This window comes from Companilactobacillus formosensis (assembly GCF_005405305.1).
In the GTDB taxonomy this organism is placed as follows: domain Bacteria; phylum Bacillota; class Bacilli; order Lactobacillales; family Lactobacillaceae; genus Companilactobacillus; species Companilactobacillus formosensis.
Genome location: NZ_BJDU01000006.1, coordinates 1 through 24,963, shown reverse-complemented (window position 1 = coordinate 24,963; position 24,963 = coordinate 1). Strand labels below are relative to the sequence as shown.

Genomic DNA, 24,963 nt, shown 5'->3' with positions numbered 1-24,963 from the left:
ATATTAGCGATTGGACTTTTTTCAAGTGATTTTAGTGGGTGGATACTGATTATTTGAAAAATTGCTTAAATCGCCTGATATTTCGTTCTAAGTTGTCTTTTATTGTGAAAACAACTATAATATTGTTATGTCATTAATGGATAAATCTAATAAATAGGGTGTTACTATGTCTGAAAAAATTAAGCTAGAAACTGAATTCATTACTTTAGGTCAATTATTGAAAGATACCGGAGTCATTGCTACTGGCGGTCAAGCCAAGTGGTTTTTACGAGAAAATTCAGTATTACTTAATGGCAGTCCTGAAGATCGCCGTGGTAAAAAGTTACGCTCTGGAGATGTTGTAGTTGTTGGTGAGCAAACTTTTGAAATTGAATAAATGTTTGTCAAAGAACTAAGACTTCAAAATTATCGCAACTACGAATCCTTAAACGTCAATTTTTCACCCGCTATCAATGTTTTTTTGGGAGAGAATGCTCAAGGCAAGACCAATTTATTAGAGTCTATGTACTTTTTAGCTCTGACGAGAAGTCATCGGACTAGCAATGACAAGGATTTAATTAGATGGGGCAGTGATTTTGCCAGGATTTCTGGGACAGTGATCAAAGATAATTCCAGTCGTTTGAAGTTGGATTTGGTCATTAGCAAGTCAGGTAAAAAAGCGAAATTGAATAATTTAGAACAACGTAAGTTATCCAGTTATATCGGTAATTTGAATGTTGTTCTTTTTTCGCCGGAGGACCTTTCGATAGTTAAAGGCAATCCCGGAATCCGCCGCAAGTTCATTGATATGGAATTTGGTCAAATGTCTGCACAATATTTGAAGACAATGAGCCAATTCAAAGCGGTTTTAAAGCAAAGAAATGCCTATTTGAAAAAACTTCAGCATCATCAAGCTAACGACATGATTTATTTGGACGTTTTGTCGGATCAATTTTCGGCTTACTGTGCTGAGGTTGTTTTTTCGCGTTTACAATTCTTACAAAAATTGCAAAGCCATATTGAAAAGATTCATGCAAATATAACTGAGGACAATGAAAATCTCAAAATTGTTTACAATACATTTTTCAATACCGATGGAAAAACTCTTGAAAATATTTACGATGTTTTCAAAGACAATTTCAAACAAAACTATCAAAAAGAAATCAAACGTGGTGTGACCTTATTTGGACCACATCGTGATGATATTAAATTCTTAGTCAATGAGAAAAATGTCCAAGATTTCGGTTCTCAAGGTCAACAACGTTCAGTTGCATTGAGTTTGAAGTTAGCCGAAGTCGAGTTAATCAAAGATCAGGTAGGGGATTATCCAATTTTGTTACTGGATGATGTTTTATCCGAATTAGACCATAAGAGACAAACTCATTTGTTGTCGTCCATTAAGGAAGGTATTCAAACTTTCATTACGACGACTTCAATTGACGATGTCGATCCAGAATTAGTTAAAAATCCTAATATTTTAAATATTAATAATGGCAAAGTTCAACAGGAGGAGATTTAATGGCTGAAGACAGAAAAGCTGAGCTAGAAAAAAGAGAAGAACAAGTCGAAGAATATGATGCAAGTCAAATTCAAGTTCTTGAAGGACTAGAGGCTGTTCGTAAACGTCCTGGTATGTATATCGGGTCGACTAGTAAACAAGGTTTACACCATCTTGTTTGGGAAATTATTGATAATGGTATTGATGAAGCTTTAGCTGGTTTTGCTACAAAAATCGAAGTGACTGTTGAACCAGATAATTCCATTACCGTAACTGATGATGGTCGTGGTATTCCTGTCGATATTCAAAAGAAAACCGGAAAACCAGCTCTAGAAACTGTTTATACTATCTTGCATGCCGGTGGTAAATTCGGCGGTGGCGGATACAAAGTTTCTGGTGGTTTGCACGGTGTTGGTGCTTCCGTAGTTAATGCTTTGAGTAGTGAACTAGATGTTCAAGTTGTCCGTGGTGGTAAACGTTACGGAATCGATTTTGAACGTGGAAAAGTTAAGCACTCAATGCACGTCTTAGGTGATGCCGGCGAATTCGATCACGGAACTCGTGTTCATTTCGTACCCGATCCAGATATCTTTACGGAAACTACTGTTTACGATGACAAAGTTTTGACAACTAGAATTCGTGAATTGGCTTTCTTAAATAAGGGATTAAAACTTACATTTACTGATAAAAGAGCCGATACAGCTGAAAAATTAGTTTTCCACTACGAAGGTGGAATTAGAAGTTACGTTGAATATTTGGATAAGGAAAAGGACGTTCTATTCGATCAACCAATCTATCTTGAAGGTGTTCAAGACGGAATCACAGTTGAAGTTTCCTTGCAATATACAGACGAATTCCATACTAATTTGATGACTTTCGCTAATAACATTCACACCTATGAAGGTGGTACTCATGAAGTTGGTTTTAAGACAGCTTTGACACGTGTTATTAACGATTACGCTCACAAAAATAAACTATTAAAAGATACTGAAAAATTGTCTGGTGAAGATGTTCGTGAAGGAATGACAGCTGTTGTTTCTATCAAACACCCGGATCCACAATTCGAAGGTCAAACTAAGACAAAATTAGGAAATTCTGATGCTAGAACTATTACTGATCGTCTTTTCAGTGAGCATTTCTCTAAGTTCTTGATGGAAAATCCTGATATTGCTAAGAAGATTGTTGAAAAAGGTTCACTTGCTACTAAAGCACGTTTGGCTGCTAAGAGAGCACGTGAAGTAACTAGAAAGCAAAATGGTCTAGAAATTAGTAATCTTCCTGGTAAATTAGCCGATAACTCAAGTAAAGATCCAGAAATTTCTGAATTATTTATCGTCGAGGGTGATTCTGCCGGTGGTTCTGCTAAAACTGGTCGTTCCCGTTTGACTCAGGCTATTTTGCCAATTAGAGGTAAGATTTTGAACGTTGAAAAAGCTTCAATGGACAAAATTTTAGCTAACGAAGAAATCAGAACCCTCTTTACAGCTATGGGGACTGGTTTTGGAGAAGACTTTGATATTTCTAAAGCTAGATATCACAAAGTTATTATCATGACCGATGCCGATGTTGATGGTGCTCACATTAGAACCTTGCTGTTGACATTGCTTTATAGATACATGCGTCCGGTCGTTGATGCAGGATACGTTTATATCGCTAAGCCACCTTTGTATCAAGTTCGTCAAGGTAAGATGATGAGATACTTTGATACTGATAAAGAAAAAGATGACTTTGTTGAACAATTGCCACCAAAGCCAGAACCAAAGATTCAACGTTACAAGGGTCTTGGTGAAATGGATGCTGATCAATTGTGGGAAACAACTATGGACCCAGAAAAGAGAAGATTGGACCGTGTTAACTTGGATGATGCGATTGAAGCTAACAAGATTTTCTCAATGTTGATGGGTGATAAGGTTGAACCTAGAAGAGAATTCATTGAAGCAAATGCACGTTATGCAGAAGTAGATTATTAAGGAGGATGGCAATTTAATGGCAGATCATAGAATAGAAAATGTTAACTTGACAGAAGTCATGAAGAATTCCTTCGTTGACTACGCTGCTAGTGTTATCGTGTCACGTGCGCTACCAGACGTTCGTGATGGCCTCAAACCAGTTCATCGTCGTATTCTTTATGGTATGAATGAGTTGGGTGTTACACCTGATAAACCATATAAAAAGAGTGCTCGTTTCGTTGGTGACATCATGGGTAAATATCACCCCCACGGTGATTCCGCTATTTATGAATCAATGGTTAGAATGGCGCAGGATTTCAGTTATCGTTATCCACTAGTTGATGGACACGGAAACTTTGGTTCAATCGATGGTGATCCACCTGCTGCTATGCGTTATACAGAAGCTAGAATGAGTAAGATGGCAGTGGAAATGTTGCGTGATATCAACAAAGATACTGTTGATCTTATTCCTAACTACGATGGTGAAGAAAAAGAACCAACTGTTTTGCCAGCTAGATTCCCTAATCTTTTGGTTAACGGAGCTACTGGGATTGCCGTTGGTATGACAACTAACATTCCATCACACAACTTAAAAGAAGTTATCGATGCTTTGCACATTTTGATGAGAAACAAAGATGCAACAGTCGCTGACTTGATGAAGGCAATTCCCGGACCAGATTTCCCAACTGGTGGTATCATCATGGGTCGTTCTGGTATCAGAAAAGCTTATGAACATGGTCGCGGAACAATTATCTTGCGTGCCAAGGTTGATGTTGTAACGAAGAAGAGTGGCGCTGAACAAATCATCGTGACTGAACTTCCATACATGGTCAACAAAGCCAAATTAGTTGAAAGAATCGCTGATTTAGCACGTGAAAAGAAGATTGAAGGAATCACTGATCTAAACGATGAATCCGATCGTGAAGGTATGCGTATCGTTATCGATCTTCGTCGTGATATGAGTGCATCCGTTGTTTTAAACAATCTTTATAAGTTGACACAACTTCAAATTTCTTATGGTATCAATATGGTTGCTATCGTTGGTAAGACACCTAAAGTCTTCTCACTAAAAGGCGTTTTGGTTGAATACTTGAAGCACCAAGAAGTTGTTATCAGAAGAAGAACTGAATATGAATTAAAACGTGCTCAAGCTCGAGCTCATATTCTTGAAGGTTTGAGAATTGCTTTGGATCACATTGATGAAATCATCAAGATCATCCGTGGTTCTCAAACGTCAGCTGTTGCTAAGCAAACTTTGATGGACAAGTTCAAACTATCTGATAAACAATCACAAGCTATCCTAGATATGCGTTTGGTTCGTTTGACAGGTTTGGAACGTGACAAAGTTGAAGCTGAATACCAAGATTTGTTAGTTAAAATTGCTGACTACAAAGATATTTTGGCTACACCTGAACGTGTTGATAAAATCATCTACGACGAATTGCTTGAAATTCAAGAAAAATTTGGTGACGACAGAAGAACTGAAATCCGTGCTAGTGAAGTTGCCAACATCGAAGATGAAGATTTGATTGAAGAAGAAAACATCCTAGTCGTTTTGACACACAATGGTTACATCAAACGTTTGTCAGCGGATGAATTCCGTGTTCAAAATCGTGGTGGTCGTGGTGTTCAAGGAATGGGTGTACATGATGATGATTTCATTGAACAAATGATTTATACCTCAACTCATGACCGTCTATTATTCTTCACTAATGCTGGTAAAGTTTACCGTATCAAAGGTTATGAAGTTCCTGAATATGGACGAACAGCCAAGGGTATTCCAGTTATTAACTTGTTGAATATTGAAAAAGGCGAGAAGATTCAAACTGTTATCAACGTCGACAAAGATGTTGATCCAGAGAAGTCATTCTTGTTCTTCGTTACTAAACAAGGAACTGTAAAACGTACACCTGTAACTGATTTTGCCAATATCAGACATTCTGGTCTTCGTGCTATTACTCTAAAAGACGAAGATGAATTAACTAATGTCTTCTTAACTGATGGTGAAAAAGTTATCGTTATTGGTACTCACAAAGGTTATGCCGTAACATTTAAGGAAAGCGATGTTCGTCCAATGGGAAGAACTGCTGCCGGCGTTCGTGGTATTAAACTTCGTGATGAAGACTACGTTATCGGTTCTTCAATTGCTGAAGCTGGTCAAGAAGTCTTAACTATTTCTGAAAAAGGTTATGGTAAGAGAACTTCTGTTGAAGAATATCCAGTCAAAGGTCGTGGTGGTAAAGGTATCAAGACTGCCAACGTTACTGAAAAGAATGGTCCAATTGCTGGATTAATGGTCGTTAATGGTGATGAAGACATTATGTTGATTACAGATAAGGGTGTCATGATTCGTTTTGAAGTTCAGAGCGTTTCTCAAACTGGTCGTGCAACATTAGGTGTTAGATTGATCAAAGTTGACGATGATTCAATTGTTTCAACTATGACTAAGATTGCTGAAGATGAATCAGATTCTGATGATGACGATCCAACTGAAACGGCAAATGAAACTACTGAAAATAAAGAAGATTAAAAAATAATCGTTTCTGCGTAATTTGATAATGTATCCAAACAGGGATGCGTGTCAGGCAGAAACGATTTTTTTGTTTTTAGTTCTAGTAATTGGAGAAAGTTTATGATAAACTTATACTTCGTGAGTATAAAATGTAGTTAATTTATGCTCCTTGTTCTTTCAAAAAGAGAGAACCATTAGACCATAAGGAGGTGTACAGTCATGGCTGAAGCACATTACGAAATCACATATATCATTAAACCTGATATGGAAGAAGACGCAAAGAAGGCATTGATCGATCGTTTCGATAAGATCATTACTGACAACGGCGCCAAAGTAATCGACTCAAAAGACTGGGAAAAGAAACGTTTAGCATATGAAATTGCTAATTATAAAGAAGGTATCTACCACATTATCAATGTAGATGCTGAAAACGATGAAGCAATTAACGAATTCGACCGTCTTTCAAAGATTGAAGATAACATTCTTCGTCACATGATCGTTAGACGCGAAGACTAATCTTGTTTCACGTGAAACAATTTAAGGAGGCAGATAAATGATTAATCGAGTAGTTTTAGTTGGACGCCTGACACGTGATCCAGAATTAAGATACACTGCTAATGGAGCAGCGGTTGCTAGTTTTACAGTTGCTGTAAACAGACAATTTACTAATTCTCAAGGTGAACGTGAAGCCGATTTTATCAATTGTGTCATTTGGAGAAAAGCTGCCGAGAATTTTTCTAATTTCACTAATAAAGGTTCTCTTGTAGGTATTGATGGACGTCTTCAAACACGTAACTATGAAAACCAACAAGGACAACGAGTATATGTAACAGAAGTAGTTGTAGAAAACTTCTCCTTGTTAGAATCTCGTGCCGAAAGTGAAAAGAGAAACTCCGGTAACAATTCCAATCAAGCGCCTAGCTACAATAACAATAATCAATCAAATCAGTCTCCATTTGGAAATAATAATAACAATTATGGAAATAACGCTGGCAACAGTAATTTCGATAATAGTAACAACAATTCTAATAACAATAATCAATCTAACAATTCTAACAATAATAGTGGCGATCCTTTTGCTAACAACAGCAAACCGATTGACATTTCTGATGATGATTTACCATTTTAATATAGAAGGGAGCAATCTATAATGGCCCAACAAAGAAGAGGCGGACGTAGAAGACGTAAAGTTGACTTCATCGCTGCTAACCACATCGAATACATCGATTATAAAGATACAGAATTACTTAAGAGATTTATCTCAGAACGTGGTAAGATTTTGCCAAGACGTGTTACAGGTACAAGTGCTAAGAACCAACGTAAGCTTACTGTAGCTATCAAGAGAGCAAGAATCATGGCTCTATTACCATTCGTTGCTGAAGACTAATTCTTCGCAGTTAATTAAAGATCACTTTGATGGTGGTCTTTTTTTTATGCGCTCTTTGCGGCTTTGCCGCTTAGAGCGCATTATGCAAGCGACCTTGTGTCGACTTGCGAACCATTGATTTTGGCCTTGCCGCTTAGAGCGCATTATGCAAGGGACATTGGTCAGCTTGCGAACCATTACTTAGATTTTGCCACTTAGAGCACATTCTGCATCTTTTTAGAAAGAGAGGAATCTCAATTTAAAAGATGCTTTTTTTATATTCTTTAAGATGAATAGTCAATGGTATCTATGATATCGCTTACCAAAATATGTCATATATATTTGATAAAATAAAGAATCGGATCGTATACTATAAATGTAAAATATATATGACATTTTTTTAAAAGAAAAAAGGTGTAGTTATGAATCACGTTCGTGAATATCGTCGTGCTAAGAAGTTATCGCAAATGGCACTGGCGGAAAAAGTCGATGTAGCTCGTCAGACAATCAATCTAATTGAAAATGATAAATACAATCCATCGTTAGATTTATGTTTAAAATTGGCCTGGGAATTGGACACAGACTTGAATACATTATTTTGGAGAGATAAAGAAAAAAGTTAAAGTATACCTAAAGTTGAGAGAATGGAACACATGCAAAAGCTAGATAAAAAACTCATCAAATGGTTCATTGGGAAAAACGTCTTCGTAGATGAAAGAATTCAAAAAGAAGTTGGAATTTTTGCTACGAGAACAGTATTTATTTTGTTTGTCTTTGAATTAGTATTTGGATTTGGGATCAGTGTTGGCTTTTGGATTTTGCATTCTTTATTCAGTTTTAAAGAGATAATTTCAGCTTTAATTTTCACAATCTTTTTCACATTTTTTATGACTTCTTATGAAAGAAGACATGTAAAAACCGTCAAAGATGACGAATAAATAATCAACATCAGGATTCTCAAACTATGTTAGGAATTCTGATGTTTTTGTTTCTAAAAGCTAATGATTTTATGACTTGATTTTCGATGTAATATATAGAAGAAAGAAGAAGTCGGCTGTGATAAAATTAAAGGGTATATCTAAGAGGGGATATTTATGAAAAAGATAAAAGCTAATCTGAAATTCTTCCTTTCTCGAGTTGATCATTCAACTCAATTAACAGCGATCTCTTTGATTGTGATGTTGTTTTCGATATTAATCGTCGGCTTGATTCACGGTTCTATTGCCGGATATATCCAAGCTATTTTGGTGATTATTTCGTTGATTTTATTTGTTTATCTCTTCCTTTTATTAGGTGAGAAGGCAGGTAAGTATACTAACAATCTGCAATATCGAATTGATCGAGGAACAGACAATAGTTTCGTTGAGTATCCTTTGGGCATACTTTTATACGATACTGATAAACAAATTCAATGGGTGAATCCTTATTTTGTCGAAAAGACAGGCTTTAACCCATCTAACAGTATGACTATTGCTGATATATCAGCTCAACTATCTAATTTGGTCGATGATGTAGGTCATGCAGATAGTCGTACTATTCAAATTGATGACAAAGATTTCCTAGTTCAGATTCAACCAGAGCTAAAAGTAATCTATTTGTTTGATATTACGCATTATTCTAAAATTGAAAAAAGATATGAAGATAATCGTTCGGTCATTGGTCAAGTCTATTTGGATAATTATGCCGAAATTACTCAATCAATGAGTGATCGGGATATTTCTAATTTGGACAACTACGTTACTAACGAATTGTCGAATTGGGCCTTTGATCAGCAAATGTTCTTGAAACGAATTGATGATGATCATTTCTTCATTATGGCTTACACAGGTAAAATCTTTACAATGGAGAAAAATGGTTTTAAAATTCTTGATACGATTCGTGAATATACTTCGCAACAAAATGTGCCTTTGACTTTGAGTATGGGCTTTTCTTACGGTGTCGATGATTTGGATAAATTGAACACTGAAGCGCAAAAAAACCTTAACTTGGCATTAGGTCGTGGTGGCGATCAAGTTGTTGTTAAGGAAATCGGTGAAAAAGCTCGTTTCTATGGTGGCAATACTGACCCAATGGAAAAGAGAACTCGTGTCCGGGCTAGAATGATCAGTGAAGCCTTGCAAGAATTATTAAAAGATAGCGATCAAGTTATCGTTATGGGTCACTCACATCCCGATATGGATGTTTTAGGATCGTCTTTAGGTATTAGACGGATTTCCTTGATGAACAACACACCATGTAAGATCGTCATCAATCCTAATACGTTGCATTCTGATGTCAGTCGTCTTTTGGCAATGGCTAAAGAAGAACCAGATATTCAAAAGGATATTATTTCGCCAGATGAGTCAGTTGCAATGAAGACGTCAAAGACTTTAATCGTAATGGTCGACCATTCTAAGCAGAGTATCTCAATCAATCCTAATTTGATTGACGGTGATAATAATAAGGTCGTCGTCATCGATCACCATAGACGTGGTGAGGAATTCCCAGAGAATCCAATGTTGATCTATATTGAACCATATGCTTCATCAACTAGTGAATTGATCACTGAAATGCTTGAGTATCAACCTAAGAATAAGAAGGCTATCGAAAAAATCGAAGCTACAGCATTGTTAGCCGGAATTACAGTCGATACGAAGTCATTCTCACTTAGAACTGGTACAAGAACCTTTGATGCTGCTAGTTACCTACGTTCTGTGGGTGCTGACGAAGCTGTCATCCAAAACGTTTTGAAAGAGAATGTTGATTCATACATCCAGAAGAGTCATTTGATTGAAACAATTACGATGGTCAATGGTAATATGGCAGTATGTTTCGGTGAAGAAGACAAGACTTATGATCCTGTCATCGTAGCCCAAGCCGCTGACACATTGTTGTCATTAGATAATGTTGAAGCATCATTTGTCATTAGCAAACGTCCCGATGGTCGAGTAGGGATTTCGGCTAGAAGTTTGGGTAATGTTAATGTACAAGTTATTATGGAAAAACTTGGTGGTGGTGGACACTTGTCTGATGCCGCAACACAAATTTCTGATGCTACGGTAGCCCAAGCCAAGGAACAATTAGTTGCAGTTTTGACTGATTCGGAGAAGAAATAGAGGAGGACTAAGAATGAAAGTTATTTTCCTAGAAGACGTAAGAGGTAAAGGTAAAAAGGGTGAACTAAAAAATGTCGCTGACGGTTATGCCCAAAACTTTTTGATTAAAAATAAGAAGGCTATTGAAGCAACTAAACAAAATGTTGCTAAATTAAAAGCTGAACAAAATCGTGAAGCTAAGGATTATGAAGCTGAAAAAGAAGAAGCTAAAAAAATCAAAGTCCAAATTGAAGATGACAAGACAGTTGTTGAAATTTTGGCTAAAGCTGGAACTGATGGCCGTCTCTTTGGTTCAGTAACAACTAAGAAGATTGCCGAAGAATTAAATAAACAATATGGACTCAAAGTTGATAAGCACAAGATGGTACTTTCTGACGGCGTCAAATCACTAGGATACATCAATGTACCTGTGAAGTTGTTCGAAGGTGTCGAAGCTACCATCAGAGTTCACGTTGCTGAAAAGAAGTAGGATATAAATGAATAATGAAATAACTTCAAGAATACCGCCCAATGATAAGGATGCTGAGCAAGCCGTATTAGGAGCGGTTTTTCTAAGTCAAGATGCTCTAATTGAAGCGATGGAATACGTTGAAGCAGATGATTTTTATCAACACGCCAATCAACTAGTATTTCAAGCGATGATGAATTTAAACGATGCCGAAGAACCGGTTGATGTCGTAACAGTTCAAAATGAATTAGATCGAGCAAATCAAATTGAAGATATTGGTGGAGTTAGTTATTTGGCCGAATTGGCTAATGCTGTACCAACAGCTGCTAATACGACTTATTACGCCAAGATTGTTAAGAATAAATCAACTTTGAGACGCTTGATCAATGCTGCGACTGGTATCGTCCAACGCAGTTTTGATGAAGACGAAGATATTGACAGTATCATCGACCAATCTGAAAGAGAAATTATGGATGTGTCTGAGAATCGGAATCATAAAGGGTTCCGTCGTATCTCAGATGTTGTTAAAGCTTCTTTTGAAGAAATCGATAAATTGTATGACCAAGATAGTGATGTTACTGGACTTTCCACTGGCTACAAAGATCTTGATGCGATGACAACTGGTTTGCACAAAGATGAATTGATTATTCTAGCTGCTCGTCCTGGTGTTGGTAAAACAGCCTTTGTTTTAAATGTAGCTCAAAATGCAGCTACTAAATCCAATGCTACGGTAGCGATGTTTTCGCTAGAAATGAGTGCTGAGTCATTAGTTAACCGTATGCTATGTTCTGAGGGTAGTATCGACGCAAACGCTCTGAGAACGGGTAAATTGGACGAGAATCAATGGAATAGTTTAGTAGTAGCTATGGGAAGTTTATCCCGGACTAATATTTACATTGATGACACTCCTGGTATTAAGATGGCAGAAATTAGATCTAAATGTCGTCGACTTTTGAAAGAAAGTGGGCATTTGGACTTAGTAGTTATCGATTATTTGCAATTAATCGAAGGAACTGGTCAAGAAAATCGACAACAAGAAGTTTCAGTTATTTCTCGTAATTTGAAAAAATTAGCGAAAGAACTTCATGTGCCAGTAATCGCATTATCACAGCTTTCCCGTGGTGTCGAAGCTCGTCAGGATAAAAGACCGATGTTGTCAGATATCCGTGAATCTGGTTCAATTGAACAGGATGCGGATATCGTTGCCTTTCTTTATCGTGATGATTATTATCGTGATGAAGATGGGGATGACAATAACGAGGAAGAACCTGAAGACCAAGATGTCGGTGAAGTTGAAGTAATCATCAGTAAGAACCGTTCAGGTCCACGTGGAACGGCCAAGTTATTGTTCGTGAAATCTTATAATAAGTTTTCATCGATAGCGAATATTCCAGAAAATTAAATAGTGTAGGTGTAGAAGAAATGACGACAGTTGTTGTAGTAGGTACCCAATGGGGCGATGAAGGTAAAGGTAAGATTACCGATTATTTCAGTGGCGAAGCTAATATTATTGCACGTTACCAAGGTGGAGATAATGCCGGCCACACTTTGAATATCGATAACAACGTTTACAAATTAAGATCTGTTCCCTCAGGTATTTTGTATTCAGATAAAACTAGTGTTATTGGAAATGGGGTTGTTTTAAACCTCGAATCACTTCAAGAAGAATTGAATCGTCTCCACGAACAAGGAGTAGATACAACTAACTTGAAGATTTCTAACCGCGCTCAATTGATTTTGCCTTATCATATTCAATTAGATAAGTTGCAAGAACAAGCTAAGGGTGATTCTAAAGTTGGTACAACTAACCGAGGAATTGGACCTGCATATACTGACAAAGCTTCACGTGTTGGTATTAGAATGGCTGATATTCTTGATAAAGACTTATTCAAAGAATTGTTAACACAAAATCTTGAACAAAAGAATGCATTGTTTACTAAAATTTACGGTGCTGAACCAATGAAGTTTGATGATATTTTTGAAAAATATTACCAAATTGGTCAAGACTTAAAAGATCGTGTCATTGATACTTCTGCTTATTTGAATAAAGAATTAAAGAATGGCAAAAATGTCCTATTTGAAGGTGCACAAGGAATCATGCTTGATATCGACCATGGTACTTATCCTTATGTTACTTCTTCAAATCCTGCTGGTGGTGTAACTACTGGTGCTGGGGTTGGTGCTCCTTTGATCGATAACGTGATTGGAGTCGTTAAGGCTTATACTTCACGTGTCGGTGCTGGTCCATTCCCTACTGAACAACTAAATGATACGGGTGATTTCTTGCGTGAAGCAGGTCATGAATATGGAACTGTTACACATCGCCCTCGTCGTGTTGGTTGGATTGATTTGGTTGTTTTGAAGCATTCATGTAACGTGGCTGGTGTGACACACTTGTCATTGAACTGTTTGGATGTTTTGACTGGTTTAGACGAAATCAAAGTCTGCACTGGCTATGACTTAAATGGCAAGATTATCGATGAATATCCTGCTAACTTGAACGTTTTGGCTAAGTGCAAACCAGTTTACAAGACCTTCAAGGGTTGGACTGAAGATATGACTCAAGCTAAGAGTCTCAACGAGTTGCCACAACAAGCTAGAGACTATCTTGACTTTATCAAAGACCAATTAGGCGTTGAATATGCTACTGTTTCAGTTGGTCCTGATCGTGAACAAACTATTGAAGTAAATGATGTTTGGAAAAACTAATTATAAATTCTAAGTCACTGAGCGTAATGCTTGGTGGCTTTTTTTGTCATTGTGTTTGAAAAATCTAAATTCTTGCTTTCAAAATTATACATGTTAATATAATAAATACAAGTTAATAATAAAGTAACATATAAAACAAATGTTTATGGAAGAAGGATTTTTTATGACAAAATATGCAATCACAGGTGCAACTGGTCACTTTGGTCAAAATGCGCTCAAAAAATTAGTTGAATTGGTTCCTGCCACAGATGTAGTAGCTTTGGCTCGTAACATTCAAAAAGCACAAGCAATCGTACCTGAAGGTGTGGAAGTACGTTTAGGTGACTATAACGATGCAGAACAATTAACTAAATCACTTCAAGGTATCGACAAATTACTCTTCATTTCCTCACAACCTGGTGGAAAAGTTGCCCGTGCTACTCAACATGAAAATGTCGTTGCTGCTGCTAAAAATGCTGGAGTTAAGTACATTGCCTATACAAGTTTTCCACATGCTGATACAGCTACAGCTCCTTTAGCAAGCGATCATCAGGTGACTGAGAAATTGATCAAAGAATCAGGAATTGCTTATTCGTTCTTGCGTAATAATTGGTATTTGGAAAATGAGGTTGATTCGTTAAAAACTGCTGCAACACAGGGATTAGTATATTCAGCCGATGGCAAAGTCGGTTGGGCCTTGGAATCAGAATATTCAGAAGCTGCTGCTTTAGTATTGGCCCAAAATAACCCTAAGAAAATTTATGAATTTGCAGGAAAGAGCAGAACTTATCAAGATTTGGCCGATGCCTTAAAGGTTAAAGCTACGAAATTGAGCGATGCAGAATATAGTCAATTATTGCAAAAATCAGGGATGGATGAAGGAACAATTCAAGTGATTCTCTCCATTCAAGATTTGATTACTCAAGGTAATTTAACGGAAGATACAACCGACTTGCCAGAGGTTTTAGGTAGAGAATTGACACCATTGTCAGAAGCACTCGAAACAATCGTTGGTAAATAATGTTTGTCAAAGACCTGCTTTGTACCTTATGATATTAAGAAGTGTGAAGGAGTGATGATGTTGAAGTTTTCCAGTAAATTGAGTGATGGCGTGCATATTTTGGCATATGTTGATATTTGTAAAGATGGTGATCTTTCAAGTGCGGCAATCGCCAGTAGTATCGAGTCCAACCCCAGTTTAGTTCGACGGATGATGTCGAGATTGAAAAAAGCTGGTTTGTTACAGAGCGCCCCTGGAAAAGTTGCTCCTAAATTGTCTAAAAAGCCTTCTGAGATAACGTTGTTGGATGTTTATCGAGCCATTGAAGACAATCAAAACTTGCTCCACGTTGATGAAAAAACCAATCCCAAATGTATCGTTGGTGGCAATATTCAGGATACCTTGCGTGAGGTTTATCAAAAAGTCCAAAATGATGCTGAAGAAAGCATGTCACAAGTGAGTTTGCAGGATATTATTGATGGTATCTTACGTAATAATGAGAAGAAAAAATAAAATAAGCCTGGTCAGAACAAATTCTGATCGGGCTTATTTTATTGATTTTTAGAATCGGTCGAAATAATGCCGCGTTGTAAGTTGATGAAACGTCCACTATTACGACTGAAAGTTAACGTATAGTAATAACTATTGTCTTTATTTAACTGTTTAATATAAATTCTAGTATAACGAGGGACATCGGAAACTTGATAACCGACGATACTGGAATTGCTGACTCGTGAATTAGAATTTTTAGCTAAAGTATACAAACCAACATTGCTTTTATCGGGATTCAGACCTAAATTGATAGAGATCTGGTTGAAGTTACCAGGCTCGTTAGCGTTGGTGTCAGTTAAATTAGAATTGATGATAGCTGTCTTTAATCGTTGCATGAAGGCGTCTGCTTCGGTCGTACCAAACTTGCCTAGCTCAATATCTTTAAAGACGTATTTTGGTGGATATTTGTTAGACTTAGTATTGAGATATTTGGCTGAAGTGATTGTGTCGTTTTTGTAATAAAGTCGGTAACGGTAACTAACGATGTTCTTCGTATCGTCATAACGATTACAACTAACGGTAATGTACTTTCCATGGCTATCTTTACCGAAATTTAACAAGGTCATTTTACCGATATAACGGTGTGGCTTCTGATGAACCTTCTTTAATAAAGATTCTTCTTGGTCATTGGATAAAAATGACAGCTGTTTTGTATTATCATAGTCATCATTGATGGAGCTGATTAGATTCAAAGCCTGCGTTTTGGAATTGCTTAAGTCAGCTTTCAACGAGATAGCCTTAGGTGCAATGTCTTCGTCAATATTGTTAGGATTAACGATCAAAGAAAACGGGATGGTTAGACTTGAGATGCCATTGATTGTTTTGTCTTTGATTTTTCCTAAGTTAAGGGCGTATGAGAAAATAATGGCGATTAATAGCAGAAGAATAACGATCCATTTTATATATGTTTTGTTTAATTTTTTCAAAATGTTCACCCTTTATTTGCAGGATAATTTACTATATATAATAACAAGATGAACTAGATATTTGGGGAAAATTATGAAAGATAAGAAAGATTTAAAGACTAAAACTAAATCTGAACGATATTTATTGATGGGTGCCGGAATCGTCGGTGTGATCACTGCCATCATTTTCTTTGTCATGCTTTCAAGAGGTGTCGTCAATGCAGTTGTTACGTCTAAAATATCTAGTCAGTATCAAGATAAGGAATTAGAAGTTCTTAAAACTGATTTGAATTATAAGACTTTAGATTTCATTGGTAAATTGATTGATGTTAGTGATGGAGTCATCATTACTCCCGATAATGAGAAGAAGTATCAAGAACTTGAAGCCTATATTCAAGCTAGAAAAGACCGTTCTAAGGAGGTTAATTCCTTTTATGACGGTAAAAGTCACTATAAGGATGACGTTACTGAAACTAAAATCAATGACTTAGATAAAAGCCTATTGAAAGAAAAAAACCAAGATGTCTATCAGAAATTACGTAATAAACTCGATACGATTCAAATTTGGTATGAACAGACGCAAGATGCCGATAAATATTTGAGTAAAACTTGGGATGGTTTTAATTCTGATAAGAGTAGTTTGAGTTTTAAAAAGATTTCAATGGTTAATACTTATTACAAATTGATCAAAAATAAAACATCCAAGAATCACTGGACCCAAGCGGTTAATCAAATGGATAATTACTTTGCCAATAATAAAGGTGAGAGTTCTAGGGTAGCTGCGGCTAAAGAAGAATTGGAAGCTTTAAAAAATTCGCCTTTGACGGAAAAATATACACCAGCTAGTGTTGATATTGTTTCAAGTATGAATTCAACAACCGGAGCTTCAGATGCGTTGGATCAAGCTGGTATTACTAGCAAGAATGTGCTTTATTACAATTCTAGCAAGAATACTTTAGCTTTGATGACGAGGGTTTCTGGCAAATATGTTGCTGAAGATGGTTATAGCAATGTTATTAGTTCCAAAGTAAATTCGGGTAAATATACTGTTAAAAAGCTTGTGGATGCTAATAGTTCCGATGCTATTGTTACCGATAGTGATAATAGTGATTTTGGACAATATATCAATAATGCAAGCATCAGCGAATTAACTTCGATGGGCTTAACCGATCCTGATAATACGACAACTGACTTTAATTCGGCTACACCGGTCTTCTGGTTCAAGAATAATTCAGCTTTGACTAGTTCAATTTACTTTGGTGACAATTCAACGATTGGTTTCATTTATGCCGGGTCAACTAGCTATAACAATGGTATGCAAATTAGTTCATCAGATTTATCTGATTTGATGTCACAAGTTTCTACAGGAACGACATTCTTTGTTAATTAGGGGTAATTATGCGTAAGAAAAAAATGGAACATAAATTAATCAAGAAAAGAAAAAAATGGCCCTGGATTCTTTTGACATTAGTTTTATTAATCGTTTTAAGTGTCGGAGCTTTTTGGTGGAAATATGGGTATGAAATTAAAAATACGATTGCTGACGGTTATTCTTATAGCCAAGGCTTGAAAAAATCTGATTTTCATCCCCGTAATTCGACCGTTATATATGATCGTAACGGTAAGGTTATTAAAAAATTGGCTCAATCAAGTTCAGATTACACACCAATTAGTAAGATCAACACTAAGATAAGTAAAGGCTTGGTGGACGTTGAAGATCAACGTTTCTATATTCATCATGGGGTCGATCTTTACGCTATTATGCGTTCAGTCGGTTCAACTATTTTGCATCGCCGGACTGAAGGTGGTTCAACACTGACACAACAATTAGTTAAGAATGTTATCTTACAAGATCAATCCCAAAACCTAACGCGTAAGCTCAAAGAAATGGTTATTGCACAACAATTAGAGAAGAAATTTACTAAGTCGCAGATTTTGGAGTTTTATATTAACAATGTCTACATGGGTCACGGTTCATATGGATTTAGTGCGGCGTCTGATTACTATTTCTCGGAAGATCAAAATGATTTATCGATTGATAAAATAGCTATGCTAGTCGGTATTCCCAACAATCCAGTCTATTATGATCCTGTTCAATATCCGGAGCGAACAAAGAAACGTCGGAATATGATTTTGTATATCTTTAATCAAAGAGGTTTGATTTCAAAAAAGACTTATCAAGCAGCTCGTAAGAAACCTTTAGGATTGAAACTAAACGAAAAGAAATATGATAATGATGTTTCTAATAATTATGCTCTGAGTTACGCAGTCTACGGAGCGACAGAAGAATTAATGAAATCATCTGGATTTACGATGCGTTATGATTTTAAAAATGCAGCTGATCGCCAGGCATATGATACGAAGTATCAACAAGAATATGAACGTGCTCACGGTCAATTAATGGATGGTGGTTACACGATTCAGACAACGATTGATATGGACGTACAAAATAAAGTTGAAGACTTAATCAAGCAAGTTTATTCTCCTTATACTGGCCGAACAGCCAATGGGAAGTTGACTCCACAAGTTTCTAGTACGGTAGTGGATAACAAAACTGGCGACGTTATAGCGGTAGTTGGTGGTCGAACTACTGATGGGGATCAATTTAATCGAACGATAAATGGGTATCATCAACCAGGTTCAACTGCTAAACCAATCGTGGCTTATGCACCAGCTTTTGAAAGAGGATATTTACCACAAAGTACTGTCATTGATTCGACTGTAGGTAATCCTGTCGTTCATAACTGGTACAGTGGCTATACTGGTAGTACAACGGTTCGTCATGCATTGGAAAATTCAATCAATACCGTCGCTTATAAGTTAGCGGCTCAAGATACTAATGGCACTTACTATAATGATATGGTCAAAATGGAATTTGCTCGATTGTCGCCAACCCAAAAATTGGATCCACGATTAGCAATTGGTTCCTTTAGAAATGGTGTAACAACAACCGAAATGGCTTCAGCGTATAGTTCATTTTCACGTGGTGGGCAATTCATTCATCCTAGCAATATTTCTAGTATTTACGATAATGATAATGATCGCTATATTTATCAAAATACTCATATGAAAAAAGACGTCTACACTAAGAATGCTAGTTATATGATGATCAATACGATGCAGTCAGTTATTAGTGATGGGCTAGGGAAAGATGCTGCTTTAGATAATTACAAGTACACGGCTGGTAAAACTGGTTCAACTGATGATAATTATGATTCATATTTCGTTGGAATGACACCAGACTTTACAATCGCTAATTGGACTGGTGATGATAAAAAAGAAGATAGTCTGAATGCTTCTGAACGTCAGCTTGCTATGAAAGCTTTTAAATCGGTTGGCGAGTACTTAGTTGATGAAATGAAGCAAAAGGATGTTGATTTCAAGAAACCAAGTACTGTAACAGTCAGTGGTAGTAACTTGTCAGTTAACACTAAGGCTGAAAAACCAAGCATTCAAGATATCATCGATAATGATTTTTCTAAATACAATACTAATCAAGCTAATAAGAATGAAAATCGTTTGTACAATCTTGATTATCGAATCATTTATCATTTGACGAAGAAAGAAGAATTCAAACGAGAAAGAAAAGTTCAAAAGGCAATTGATAAATACAACGACAATCCAATCATTAAGGAATCACAGTACAATAAGAAATTAGATGAGCTACAAAAGATTCGTTATTTGAATAGTAATGTTAAACGTCAAAGTGCAAAGAATGACTTTAACAAGCAGATTTTACAGCTTCAAAAGGACTTGAACTTGAGTCAAGCGATGTTCCAAGCTGCTAAAGATAATAAGAAGGTAGCCCAGTTTGAATCTGAAAAAGAGGCTATTGAGGAACAACGTGAGAAGAAACGTCAGAACATGGTGGATAAATTAATGCCACAGTACAATTCGCAGCTTCAAAAAGTAAAAGATGCCTACAAGAATAATGATTCTGATAAAGAAGATCAAAAGCAAAAACTGATCGATATCATGAATGAAATTAGAAGTTACGGTGGGAATGTTCCGGATCTAAAAATCGATAGTAATGGCAATTCCAACTCAACTTCTACTACAAACTAAAAAAGACCCTCTAGATTGATTTCTAGAGGATCTTTTAGTTTAATATCCGTGCAGTAGATATTAACTATATTTCATCTAATTCAGAATTAGTACGTTTAGCAATAGCAGGTAAAATCAATCCCAAAGCAATCAAGGCAATTGGTGTGATGATATTAAGTGCTAGTTGGAACCACCATGATGATGGATCAGTTGCCATATTCATCTTAGGCACCATACCTAGAATGCAGGCAAAGGCTGTTAAGAAGAAAGCCCATAGTCCGAAACCAAAGCCGACGTATTTGTTCTTAACAAACATGTAGTCTGACTTAAATTTATCTAGTTGACGACAAAGCATCATGTAGGCTAAGAATACCCAAAGGTAACGCATAGGCATAACGATTGAGTTTAAGTTCAATAGCCAGTTGTATAAATCGTTCATTCCGTTGATTCCAAGGGCAGGAACGATGATTAAGATAGAAACCAAAATTGCTGTTAACTTGTAACCATTGATGGCAACGCCACGTTTGTTTTTCTTCAAAAGTCCTTTAGGGATGAATCTCTTATCAGCATCACCTAAAAGCATACGTAATGGTGCATCGATGGAAATAGCTAGAGCAGCAGCTGAAGCTATTGTGTTGGTAATGGCAAAAGCCCAAACGAATAAGTTACCAACGTGGAAACTATTACCTAAAAATTGGAAAGCTTGGTAAGCACCGTTAGCCATCAGATCAGCTGGAATGTGATTTGAGTTAACGATCATACCAATAGCAAATGATCCTAAGATTGCAGAAACAGCTACCATCACGGCTAAGACGATCATACCGAGTGGGAACTCCTTAGAAGCATTTTTAGTTTTATTAACATAAGGTGAAATTTTTTCCGAACCACCAACGGCGAAGACTAACATAGAGATCGTCGTGAAGTATTGGAAATCAAACTTAGGAATATAAGTGTGGATATCAGTCATGTTTGGTGTAGCGATTTGGACATGAGTGATAAATGGAGCACTGACACCTAAGATGATAAATAGCATTGACATAGCAAACATTGCAATACCAGCAATACTACCAAGATTATTCAAGGTAGCAGTTCCTTTACTAGCTAACCAGACGAAGAGCAAGAAGATAATTAAACTTGCACCTTGTACAACTAGTGGTGAAGCAGTTTTGATGAAAGAACCATTTCCCTTGAATAACCAACTCAAACTAACCATGATGATTTGTGGTTTTTGAGCAAGATATGGAACGTGCACTACCCAATAAGTCCAGGCAGCAAAGTAGGCCAGTTTATTATTAGAAAGAGCTTTAACCCAAGAACTAACTCCTCCACCAGCCTCTTGAAAAGCGGATCCCAATTGTCCCACCATTAAAGTGTATGGAACAAAATAAAGAACCATGATTAAAATCCATGATGTTACAACGGCTAAACCTTGATTAGCAAAGTTGTTGATAACATTATTAAGACCCCAAACGGTGGTAAAACCTAACAAGGCAATGTTCCACCATCTAAACGTCTTTGCATTACTTGCATCTGACATTATTCAAATCCTCCTACGGAAGAAATTATACATGAAATATACAAGAAAAAGTTCTAAATAATGAGATAGATATTCGCTTATGTTTTAATTAATAAATAAGAAAAATATTTTTTGTAAAATTGACAGATTGTGTCAAAAAATTATAATTTAGGAATGCGGCTATTTAAAATTTAATTTTAATTCAATTGAATTAAGCTGTATAATTGCATCCTATCTACTATAATATAGAGAGAATTTGTTTTTAAGGTAGATAGCAAATTAATCGGAGTTTATTATGGATAACAATAAGAACGACAATATGTCTAGGCAGCATCGGCAAAGATCTCGTAACAGTGCCTTAGCTTCTAATAACGGTGGAAAGATTAAACGTCCATTTGTTAAGATTCTAGGATTAGTATTCTTAGTTATGATTTTTGTCATGGGTGCTTATGGATTTAGACTTTATGCTCAAGCTCAAAATTCATTGGGTAAGACTTATAAAGCTATTGATGGTAAAAAAGTTTCAACAAGAATCAATGATAAAAAGCCAATCTCAATTCTTTTATTGGGAGTTGATACGACTGATAACGGAATTAGAGATACAGAAACTAATTATCGAGGGAATTCGGATACGATGATCGTTGTAACGGTTAATCCTAAAACTAACAAGACGACAATGGTTTCCGTTCCACGTGATACAATGGCTCAAATTTGGAAGAGCAGTACTAATAACACCAAAAAAATTCAAAAAATCAATTCAGCTTACAACATCGGCAATGAAGGTAGTGCGGTGGCAACAACTGAGAAATTGTTGAATGTGCCAATTGACTACTATGTTAAAGTAGATTTTAACTCACTTAAGCAGATTGTTAACGCTGTTGGTGGAGTAGATGTTAATGTACCATTTAGTTTCTCTTACGGTGATACTGGTGAGAAAGAATCTCATTTCAAGAAGGGTAAGATGCATCTGAATGGTAAGCAAGCACTAGATTACTCAAGAATGCGTTATGAGGATCCTGAAGGTGACTATGGCCGTCAAAAGAGACAGCGTCAAGTTATCACGGCGATTATTAAGAGTGCTGCTAGTGCCAATACGTTTACGCACTATCAAAAAGTTTTGAATAGTATTTCTAGTTCAATGACTACTAATTTGAGTTTTAGTGATATGCAGTCAGTCTTCTTTAATTATCGTGGAGCTGCCAAGAACATTGATTCTGATCACGTTCAAGGATATGGCTCAATGATTAATGGTTCTTCATATGAAGTGGCTCCAACTAAAGAATTGCGTCGAGTATCAAATAAATTAAGAAAGCAACTAGGCCTTTCTGAAGAACAACTGAATAATGAAGAAACTAGATTAAACACATTGAATGAAGCTAGAGGATTCTCATTTGACAGTGGGACTACAAATCAAAACTATACAATCTTTACAAGAGATCAAACGTCAGAATAATTTGGATAAAGACTGGGACAATAGTTTCAGTCTTTTCTTATGTATAAAGGAGATAAATATGAGTGTTTTAGAGGTACATGATTTAAGTCAGCAATTTTTGGATAAGAAATTGTATGATTCTGCCAATCTACAAGTTAATAAAGAGGATCATTTAGGAATAATTGGTCAAAATGGAGTAGGTAAGTCTACCTTTATTAAGATTTTAACTGGTCAAATTGAACCAGATGAAGGAAAAATCACTTGGAAGAAGCATTTAACAATTGGTTATTTGGATCAACAAGCTAGATTAGCACCAGGGATGACCATCTACGAATATTTAAAGACAGCGTTTTCAAAATTATATGAAACAAGCGATAAGCTAAACGAGATTTACATGAATAATCCGACAGATGAGGATCTTGAAAAAGCTGGAAAACTCCAAGAAATCTTAGATGCCAACGATTTCTACGAGTTAGATACCAAAATTCAGCAAGTTGCGACAGGTTTGGGACTAGATGCTATTGGTTATGATCACGATGTCTCAAAACTTAGTGGTGGTCAACGTTCTAAGATCATTTTGGCTAAAATTTTGCTAGAACAACCAGATATGATTTTATTGGATGAGCCAACAAACTACCTAGATACTAACCACATTGACTGGTTGGCTGATTATTTGAATAACTTTAATGGTGCCTTCATCGTTATTTCCCACGATTATAACTTCCTAGATCGGATCATTAATTGTGTGGCTGATTTTGAATTCGGCAAGATTACTAAATATACGGGATCTTTGAAGCAAGCTCTTAAACAAAAAGCCGCTAATCAAGAAACTTATATGAAGGCTTACGTCAAGCAACAAGAAAAGATCTCTAAGACTAAAGCCTATATTAGAAAGTTTAAGGCTGGCTCTCGTTCTAAGAGTGCCAAGAGTAGGGAGAAGCAATTAGCTCATATGGATGTCTTAACACCTCCAGGGAGTAAAACAGCTGCAAGTTTCGCCTTTCCATATGTTGAAGTACCTAGTTCTCGTATGATGTTGGATGTTAACAATCTAAAAGTAGGATATGATGGGAAAGCCCTCTTTGATAAAGCCTTAAATTTCTCCATTGTTAGTGGAGAGAAAATGGTCATTAAGGGATTCAATGGTATCGGTAAGTCTACGTTGATCAAAACATTATTGAATATCCTTAAGCCAATCGATGGTAACTTTGAATTCTCAGAGACTACAAAGATAGGCTACTTCAAGCAGGATCTAGTTTGGAAGAATAACTTAGAGTCACCATTCCAATATATTAGTGATAAGCATTCTGAGGAAGGTGGCAAGGAGGTTAGACGTGTTCTCGCTAGAACTGGATTAACTAACCAACAGATCATGTCGCCGCTACGTTCTCTATCTGGTGGAGAACAAACTAAGGTCAAGATTGCTGATTTGATGTTCGACAACACTAATTTTCTATTCATGGACGAACCTACAAACCACTTGGACGATGAGAGTAAAGCAGCTTTACGTAAAGGACTCAAAAACTACGATGGATCAATGATTCTAGTTACTCACGAAGAGGATTTCTATAGTAGTGATTGGATTGATAAGGTCTTGGATATTGAAAAAATAAAAGAAAATTAGCTATTTTCAAAAAAAAATGAAAAAATGCTTGCATTGGTTTACCATAAACGGTAATATATTACCTGTTGTCACGAGAGGTCAACAGCTTCAACGGTTAAGCAAGATATTTGCTTGAAAGTTGAAATAATTATTTTAAATAAGTTCTTGACATTGAGTTATGAACTTGTTATGATAATTAAGTTGACTCGTAAGAGCAACGAGCTAACAATTTGATGAATCTTTTCATTAAATTGTTAGAAAAATTATTTTAAAAAGCTCTTGACATTAACTTGTCAGCTTGATAAAATAATTAAGTCGCTGATGAGCGTAAGCGCTTAATCAGCTGGTAGACCTTTGAAAACTGAACAAAGTTTTA

Annotated in this window: 21 protein-coding genes; 19 read left to right on the top strand and 2 right to left on the bottom strand. The window is 36.3% G+C overall.

From position 1 onward, the window contains the following. Nucleotides 1-166 precede the first annotated feature (166 nt). The 15 genes from yaaA to FFM65_RS07840 all read left to right on the top strand — a co-directional run bounded on the left by yaaA (nt 167) and on the right by FFM65_RS07840 (nt 15,048). Nucleotides 167-376 carry a S4 domain-containing protein YaaA gene (yaaA, locus tag FFM65_RS07910; protein WP_010017924.1) on the top strand — a complete coding sequence of 70 codons (210 nt, stop codon included), beginning with the start codon at nt 167-169 and terminating at the stop codon, nt 374-376. Further along, complete coding sequence (gene recF / locus FFM65_RS07905) at nt 377-1,498, top strand: DNA replication/repair protein RecF (protein WP_119316915.1); 1,122 nt, start codon at nt 377-379, stop codon at nt 1,496-1,498. Then, nucleotides 1,498-3,447 carry a DNA topoisomerase (ATP-hydrolyzing) subunit B gene (gene gyrB / locus FFM65_RS07900; protein WP_059074775.1) on the top strand — a complete coding sequence of 650 codons (1,950 nt, stop codon included), beginning with the start codon at nt 1,498-1,500 and terminating at the stop codon, nt 3,445-3,447. The genes recF and gyrB overlap by 1 nt, the downstream gene beginning before the upstream one ends. Before the next feature lie 16 nt (nt 3,448-3,463). Next, a complete protein-coding gene (gene gyrA, locus FFM65_RS07895) occupies nt 3,464-5,956 on the top strand; it encodes a DNA gyrase subunit A (RefSeq protein ID WP_119316914.1) in 2,493 nt (830 codons plus the stop codon). Between the two features lie 201 nt (nt 5,957-6,157). After that, nucleotides 6,158-6,454: a 30S ribosomal protein S6 gene (gene rpsF / locus FFM65_RS07890; RefSeq protein ID WP_059074773.1), complete on the top strand. Its 297-nt coding sequence runs from the start codon at nt 6,158-6,160 to the stop codon at nt 6,452-6,454. Between the two features lie 37 nt (nt 6,455-6,491). Next, on the top strand, nt 6,492-7,067 hold the full coding sequence (ssb, locus tag FFM65_RS07885; RefSeq protein WP_119316913.1) for a single-stranded DNA-binding protein: 576 nt from the start codon (nt 6,492-6,494) through the stop codon (nt 7,065-7,067). A 21-nt stretch (nt 7,068-7,088) separates the two neighbouring features. Beyond that, a complete protein-coding gene (gene rpsR, locus FFM65_RS07880) occupies nt 7,089-7,325 on the top strand; it encodes a 30S ribosomal protein S18 (RefSeq protein WP_010017915.1) in 237 nt (78 codons plus the stop codon). A gap of 401 nt (nt 7,326-7,726) precedes the next feature. After that, nucleotides 7,727-7,927, top strand: a complete 201-nt coding sequence (locus FFM65_RS07875; RefSeq protein WP_119316912.1) for a helix-turn-helix transcriptional regulator — start codon at nt 7,727-7,729, stop codon at nt 7,925-7,927. 30 nt (nt 7,928-7,957) lie between these two features. Beyond that, on the top strand, nt 7,958-8,242 hold the full coding sequence (locus tag FFM65_RS07870) for a hypothetical protein (protein ID WP_119316911.1): 285 nt from the start codon (nt 7,958-7,960) through the stop codon (nt 8,240-8,242). A 156-nt stretch (nt 8,243-8,398) separates the two neighbouring features. Then, entirely contained in the window at nt 8,399-10,399 is a 2,001-nt protein-coding gene (locus FFM65_RS07865) for a DHH family phosphoesterase (protein WP_119316910.1), read from the top strand. A gap of 13 nt (nt 10,400-10,412) precedes the next feature. Continuing rightward, complete coding sequence (gene rplI, locus FFM65_RS07860) at nt 10,413-10,868, top strand: 50S ribosomal protein L9 (RefSeq protein WP_119316909.1); 456 nt, start codon at nt 10,413-10,415, stop codon at nt 10,866-10,868. A gap of 7 nt (nt 10,869-10,875) precedes the next feature. Further along, entirely contained in the window at nt 10,876-12,249 is a 1,374-nt protein-coding gene (gene dnaB, locus FFM65_RS07855; RefSeq protein WP_119316908.1) for a replicative DNA helicase, read from the top strand. 20 nt (nt 12,250-12,269) lie between these two features. Beyond that, nucleotides 12,270-13,556 (top strand): adenylosuccinate synthase, encoded by a 1,287-nt coding sequence (locus FFM65_RS07850; protein ID WP_119316907.1) that lies wholly within the window; start codon nt 12,270-12,272, stop codon nt 13,554-13,556. A gap of 163 nt (nt 13,557-13,719) precedes the next feature. Beyond that, the gene (locus tag FFM65_RS07845) at nt 13,720-14,556 is read left to right on the top strand and encodes an SDR family oxidoreductase (RefSeq protein ID WP_119316906.1); all 837 of its coding nucleotides are present in this window, start codon (nt 13,720-13,722) and stop codon (nt 14,554-14,556) included. Nucleotides 14,557-14,616: 60 nt separating this feature from the next. Beyond that, nucleotides 14,617-15,048 (top strand): Rrf2 family transcriptional regulator, encoded by a 432-nt coding sequence (locus FFM65_RS07840; RefSeq protein WP_119317447.1) that lies wholly within the window; start codon nt 14,617-14,619, stop codon nt 15,046-15,048. 38 nt (nt 15,049-15,086) lie between these two features. On the opposite strand, the gene FFM65_RS07835 is transcribed toward FFM65_RS07840, so the two are convergent. Further along, nucleotides 15,087-16,013, bottom strand: a complete 927-nt coding sequence (locus FFM65_RS07835; RefSeq protein WP_119316905.1) for a hypothetical protein — start codon at nt 16,011-16,013, stop codon at nt 15,087-15,089. Between the two features lie 73 nt (nt 16,014-16,086). On the opposite strand from FFM65_RS07835, the gene FFM65_RS07830 reads away from it, so the two are divergent. Beyond that, complete coding sequence (locus FFM65_RS07830; protein WP_119316904.1) at nt 16,087-17,382, top strand: hypothetical protein; 1,296 nt, start codon at nt 16,087-16,089, stop codon at nt 17,380-17,382. A gap of 8 nt (nt 17,383-17,390) precedes the next feature. Continuing rightward, nucleotides 17,391-20,057 (top strand): transglycosylase domain-containing protein, encoded by a 2,667-nt coding sequence (locus FFM65_RS07825; protein ID WP_119316903.1) that lies wholly within the window; start codon nt 17,391-17,393, stop codon nt 20,055-20,057. Nucleotides 20,058-20,121: 64 nt separating this feature from the next. Here FFM65_RS07825 and FFM65_RS07820 read toward each other — a convergent pair whose 3' ends face one another. Next, nucleotides 20,122-21,573, bottom strand: coding sequence for an amino acid permease (locus FFM65_RS07820; RefSeq protein WP_119316902.1), 1,452 nt, complete (start codon nt 21,571-21,573; stop codon nt 20,122-20,124). Between the two features lie 298 nt (nt 21,574-21,871). Between FFM65_RS07820 and FFM65_RS07815 the strand changes: the two genes are divergently transcribed. Together FFM65_RS07815 and FFM65_RS07810 are read left to right on the top strand one after the other, a co-directional pair. Continuing rightward, on the top strand, nt 21,872-23,005 hold the full coding sequence (locus FFM65_RS07815) for an LCP family glycopolymer transferase (RefSeq protein ID WP_371851281.1): 1,134 nt from the start codon (nt 21,872-21,874) through the stop codon (nt 23,003-23,005). Between the two features lie 58 nt (nt 23,006-23,063). Beyond that, nucleotides 23,064-24,608, top strand: a complete 1,545-nt coding sequence (locus FFM65_RS07810) for an ABC-F family ATP-binding cassette domain-containing protein (protein WP_119316900.1) — start codon at nt 23,064-23,066, stop codon at nt 24,606-24,608. The last annotated feature ends 355 nt before the right edge of the window (nt 24,609-24,963 follow it).

Excerpts from the sequence above, each read along its gene's own strand:
- yaaA (WP_010017924.1), top strand. The coding sequence starts at position 167 with ATGTCTGAAAAAATTAAGCTAGAAACTGAATTCATTACTTTAGGTCAA.
- recF (WP_119316915.1), top strand. The coding sequence starts at position 377 with ATGTTTGTCAAAGAACTAAGACTTCAAAATTATCGCAACTACGAATCC.
- gyrB (WP_059074775.1), top strand. The coding sequence starts at position 1,498 with ATGGCTGAAGACAGAAAAGCTGAGCTAGAAAAAAGAGAAGAACAAGTC.
- gyrA (WP_119316914.1), top strand. The coding sequence starts at position 3,464 with ATGGCAGATCATAGAATAGAAAATGTTAACTTGACAGAAGTCATGAAG.
- rpsF (WP_059074773.1), top strand. The coding sequence starts at position 6,158 with ATGGCTGAAGCACATTACGAAATCACATATATCATTAAACCTGATATG.
- ssb (WP_119316913.1), top strand. The coding sequence starts at position 6,492 with ATGATTAATCGAGTAGTTTTAGTTGGACGCCTGACACGTGATCCAGAA.
- rpsR (WP_010017915.1), top strand. The coding sequence starts at position 7,089 with ATGGCCCAACAAAGAAGAGGCGGACGTAGAAGACGTAAAGTTGACTTC.
- FFM65_RS07875 (WP_119316912.1), top strand. The coding sequence starts at position 7,727 with ATGAATCACGTTCGTGAATATCGTCGTGCTAAGAAGTTATCGCAAATG.
- FFM65_RS07870 (WP_119316911.1), top strand. The coding sequence starts at position 7,958 with ATGCAAAAGCTAGATAAAAAACTCATCAAATGGTTCATTGGGAAAAAC.
- FFM65_RS07865 (WP_119316910.1), top strand. The coding sequence starts at position 8,399 with ATGAAAAAGATAAAAGCTAATCTGAAATTCTTCCTTTCTCGAGTTGAT.
- rplI (WP_119316909.1), top strand. The coding sequence starts at position 10,413 with ATGAAAGTTATTTTCCTAGAAGACGTAAGAGGTAAAGGTAAAAAGGGT.
- dnaB (WP_119316908.1), top strand. The coding sequence starts at position 10,876 with ATGAATAATGAAATAACTTCAAGAATACCGCCCAATGATAAGGATGCT.
- FFM65_RS07850 (WP_119316907.1), top strand. The coding sequence starts at position 12,270 with ATGACGACAGTTGTTGTAGTAGGTACCCAATGGGGCGATGAAGGTAAA.
- FFM65_RS07845 (WP_119316906.1), top strand. The coding sequence starts at position 13,720 with ATGACAAAATATGCAATCACAGGTGCAACTGGTCACTTTGGTCAAAAT.
- FFM65_RS07830 (WP_119316904.1), top strand. The coding sequence starts at position 16,087 with ATGAAAGATAAGAAAGATTTAAAGACTAAAACTAAATCTGAACGATAT.
- FFM65_RS07825 (WP_119316903.1), top strand. The coding sequence starts at position 17,391 with ATGCGTAAGAAAAAAATGGAACATAAATTAATCAAGAAAAGAAAAAAA.
- FFM65_RS07820 (WP_119316902.1), bottom strand. The coding sequence starts at position 21,573 with ATGTCAGATGCAAGTAATGCAAAGACGTTTAGATGGTGGAACATTGCC.
- FFM65_RS07815 (WP_371851281.1), top strand. The coding sequence starts at position 21,872 with ATGTCTAGGCAGCATCGGCAAAGATCTCGTAACAGTGCCTTAGCTTCT.
- FFM65_RS07810 (WP_119316900.1), top strand. The coding sequence starts at position 23,064 with ATGAGTGTTTTAGAGGTACATGATTTAAGTCAGCAATTTTTGGATAAG.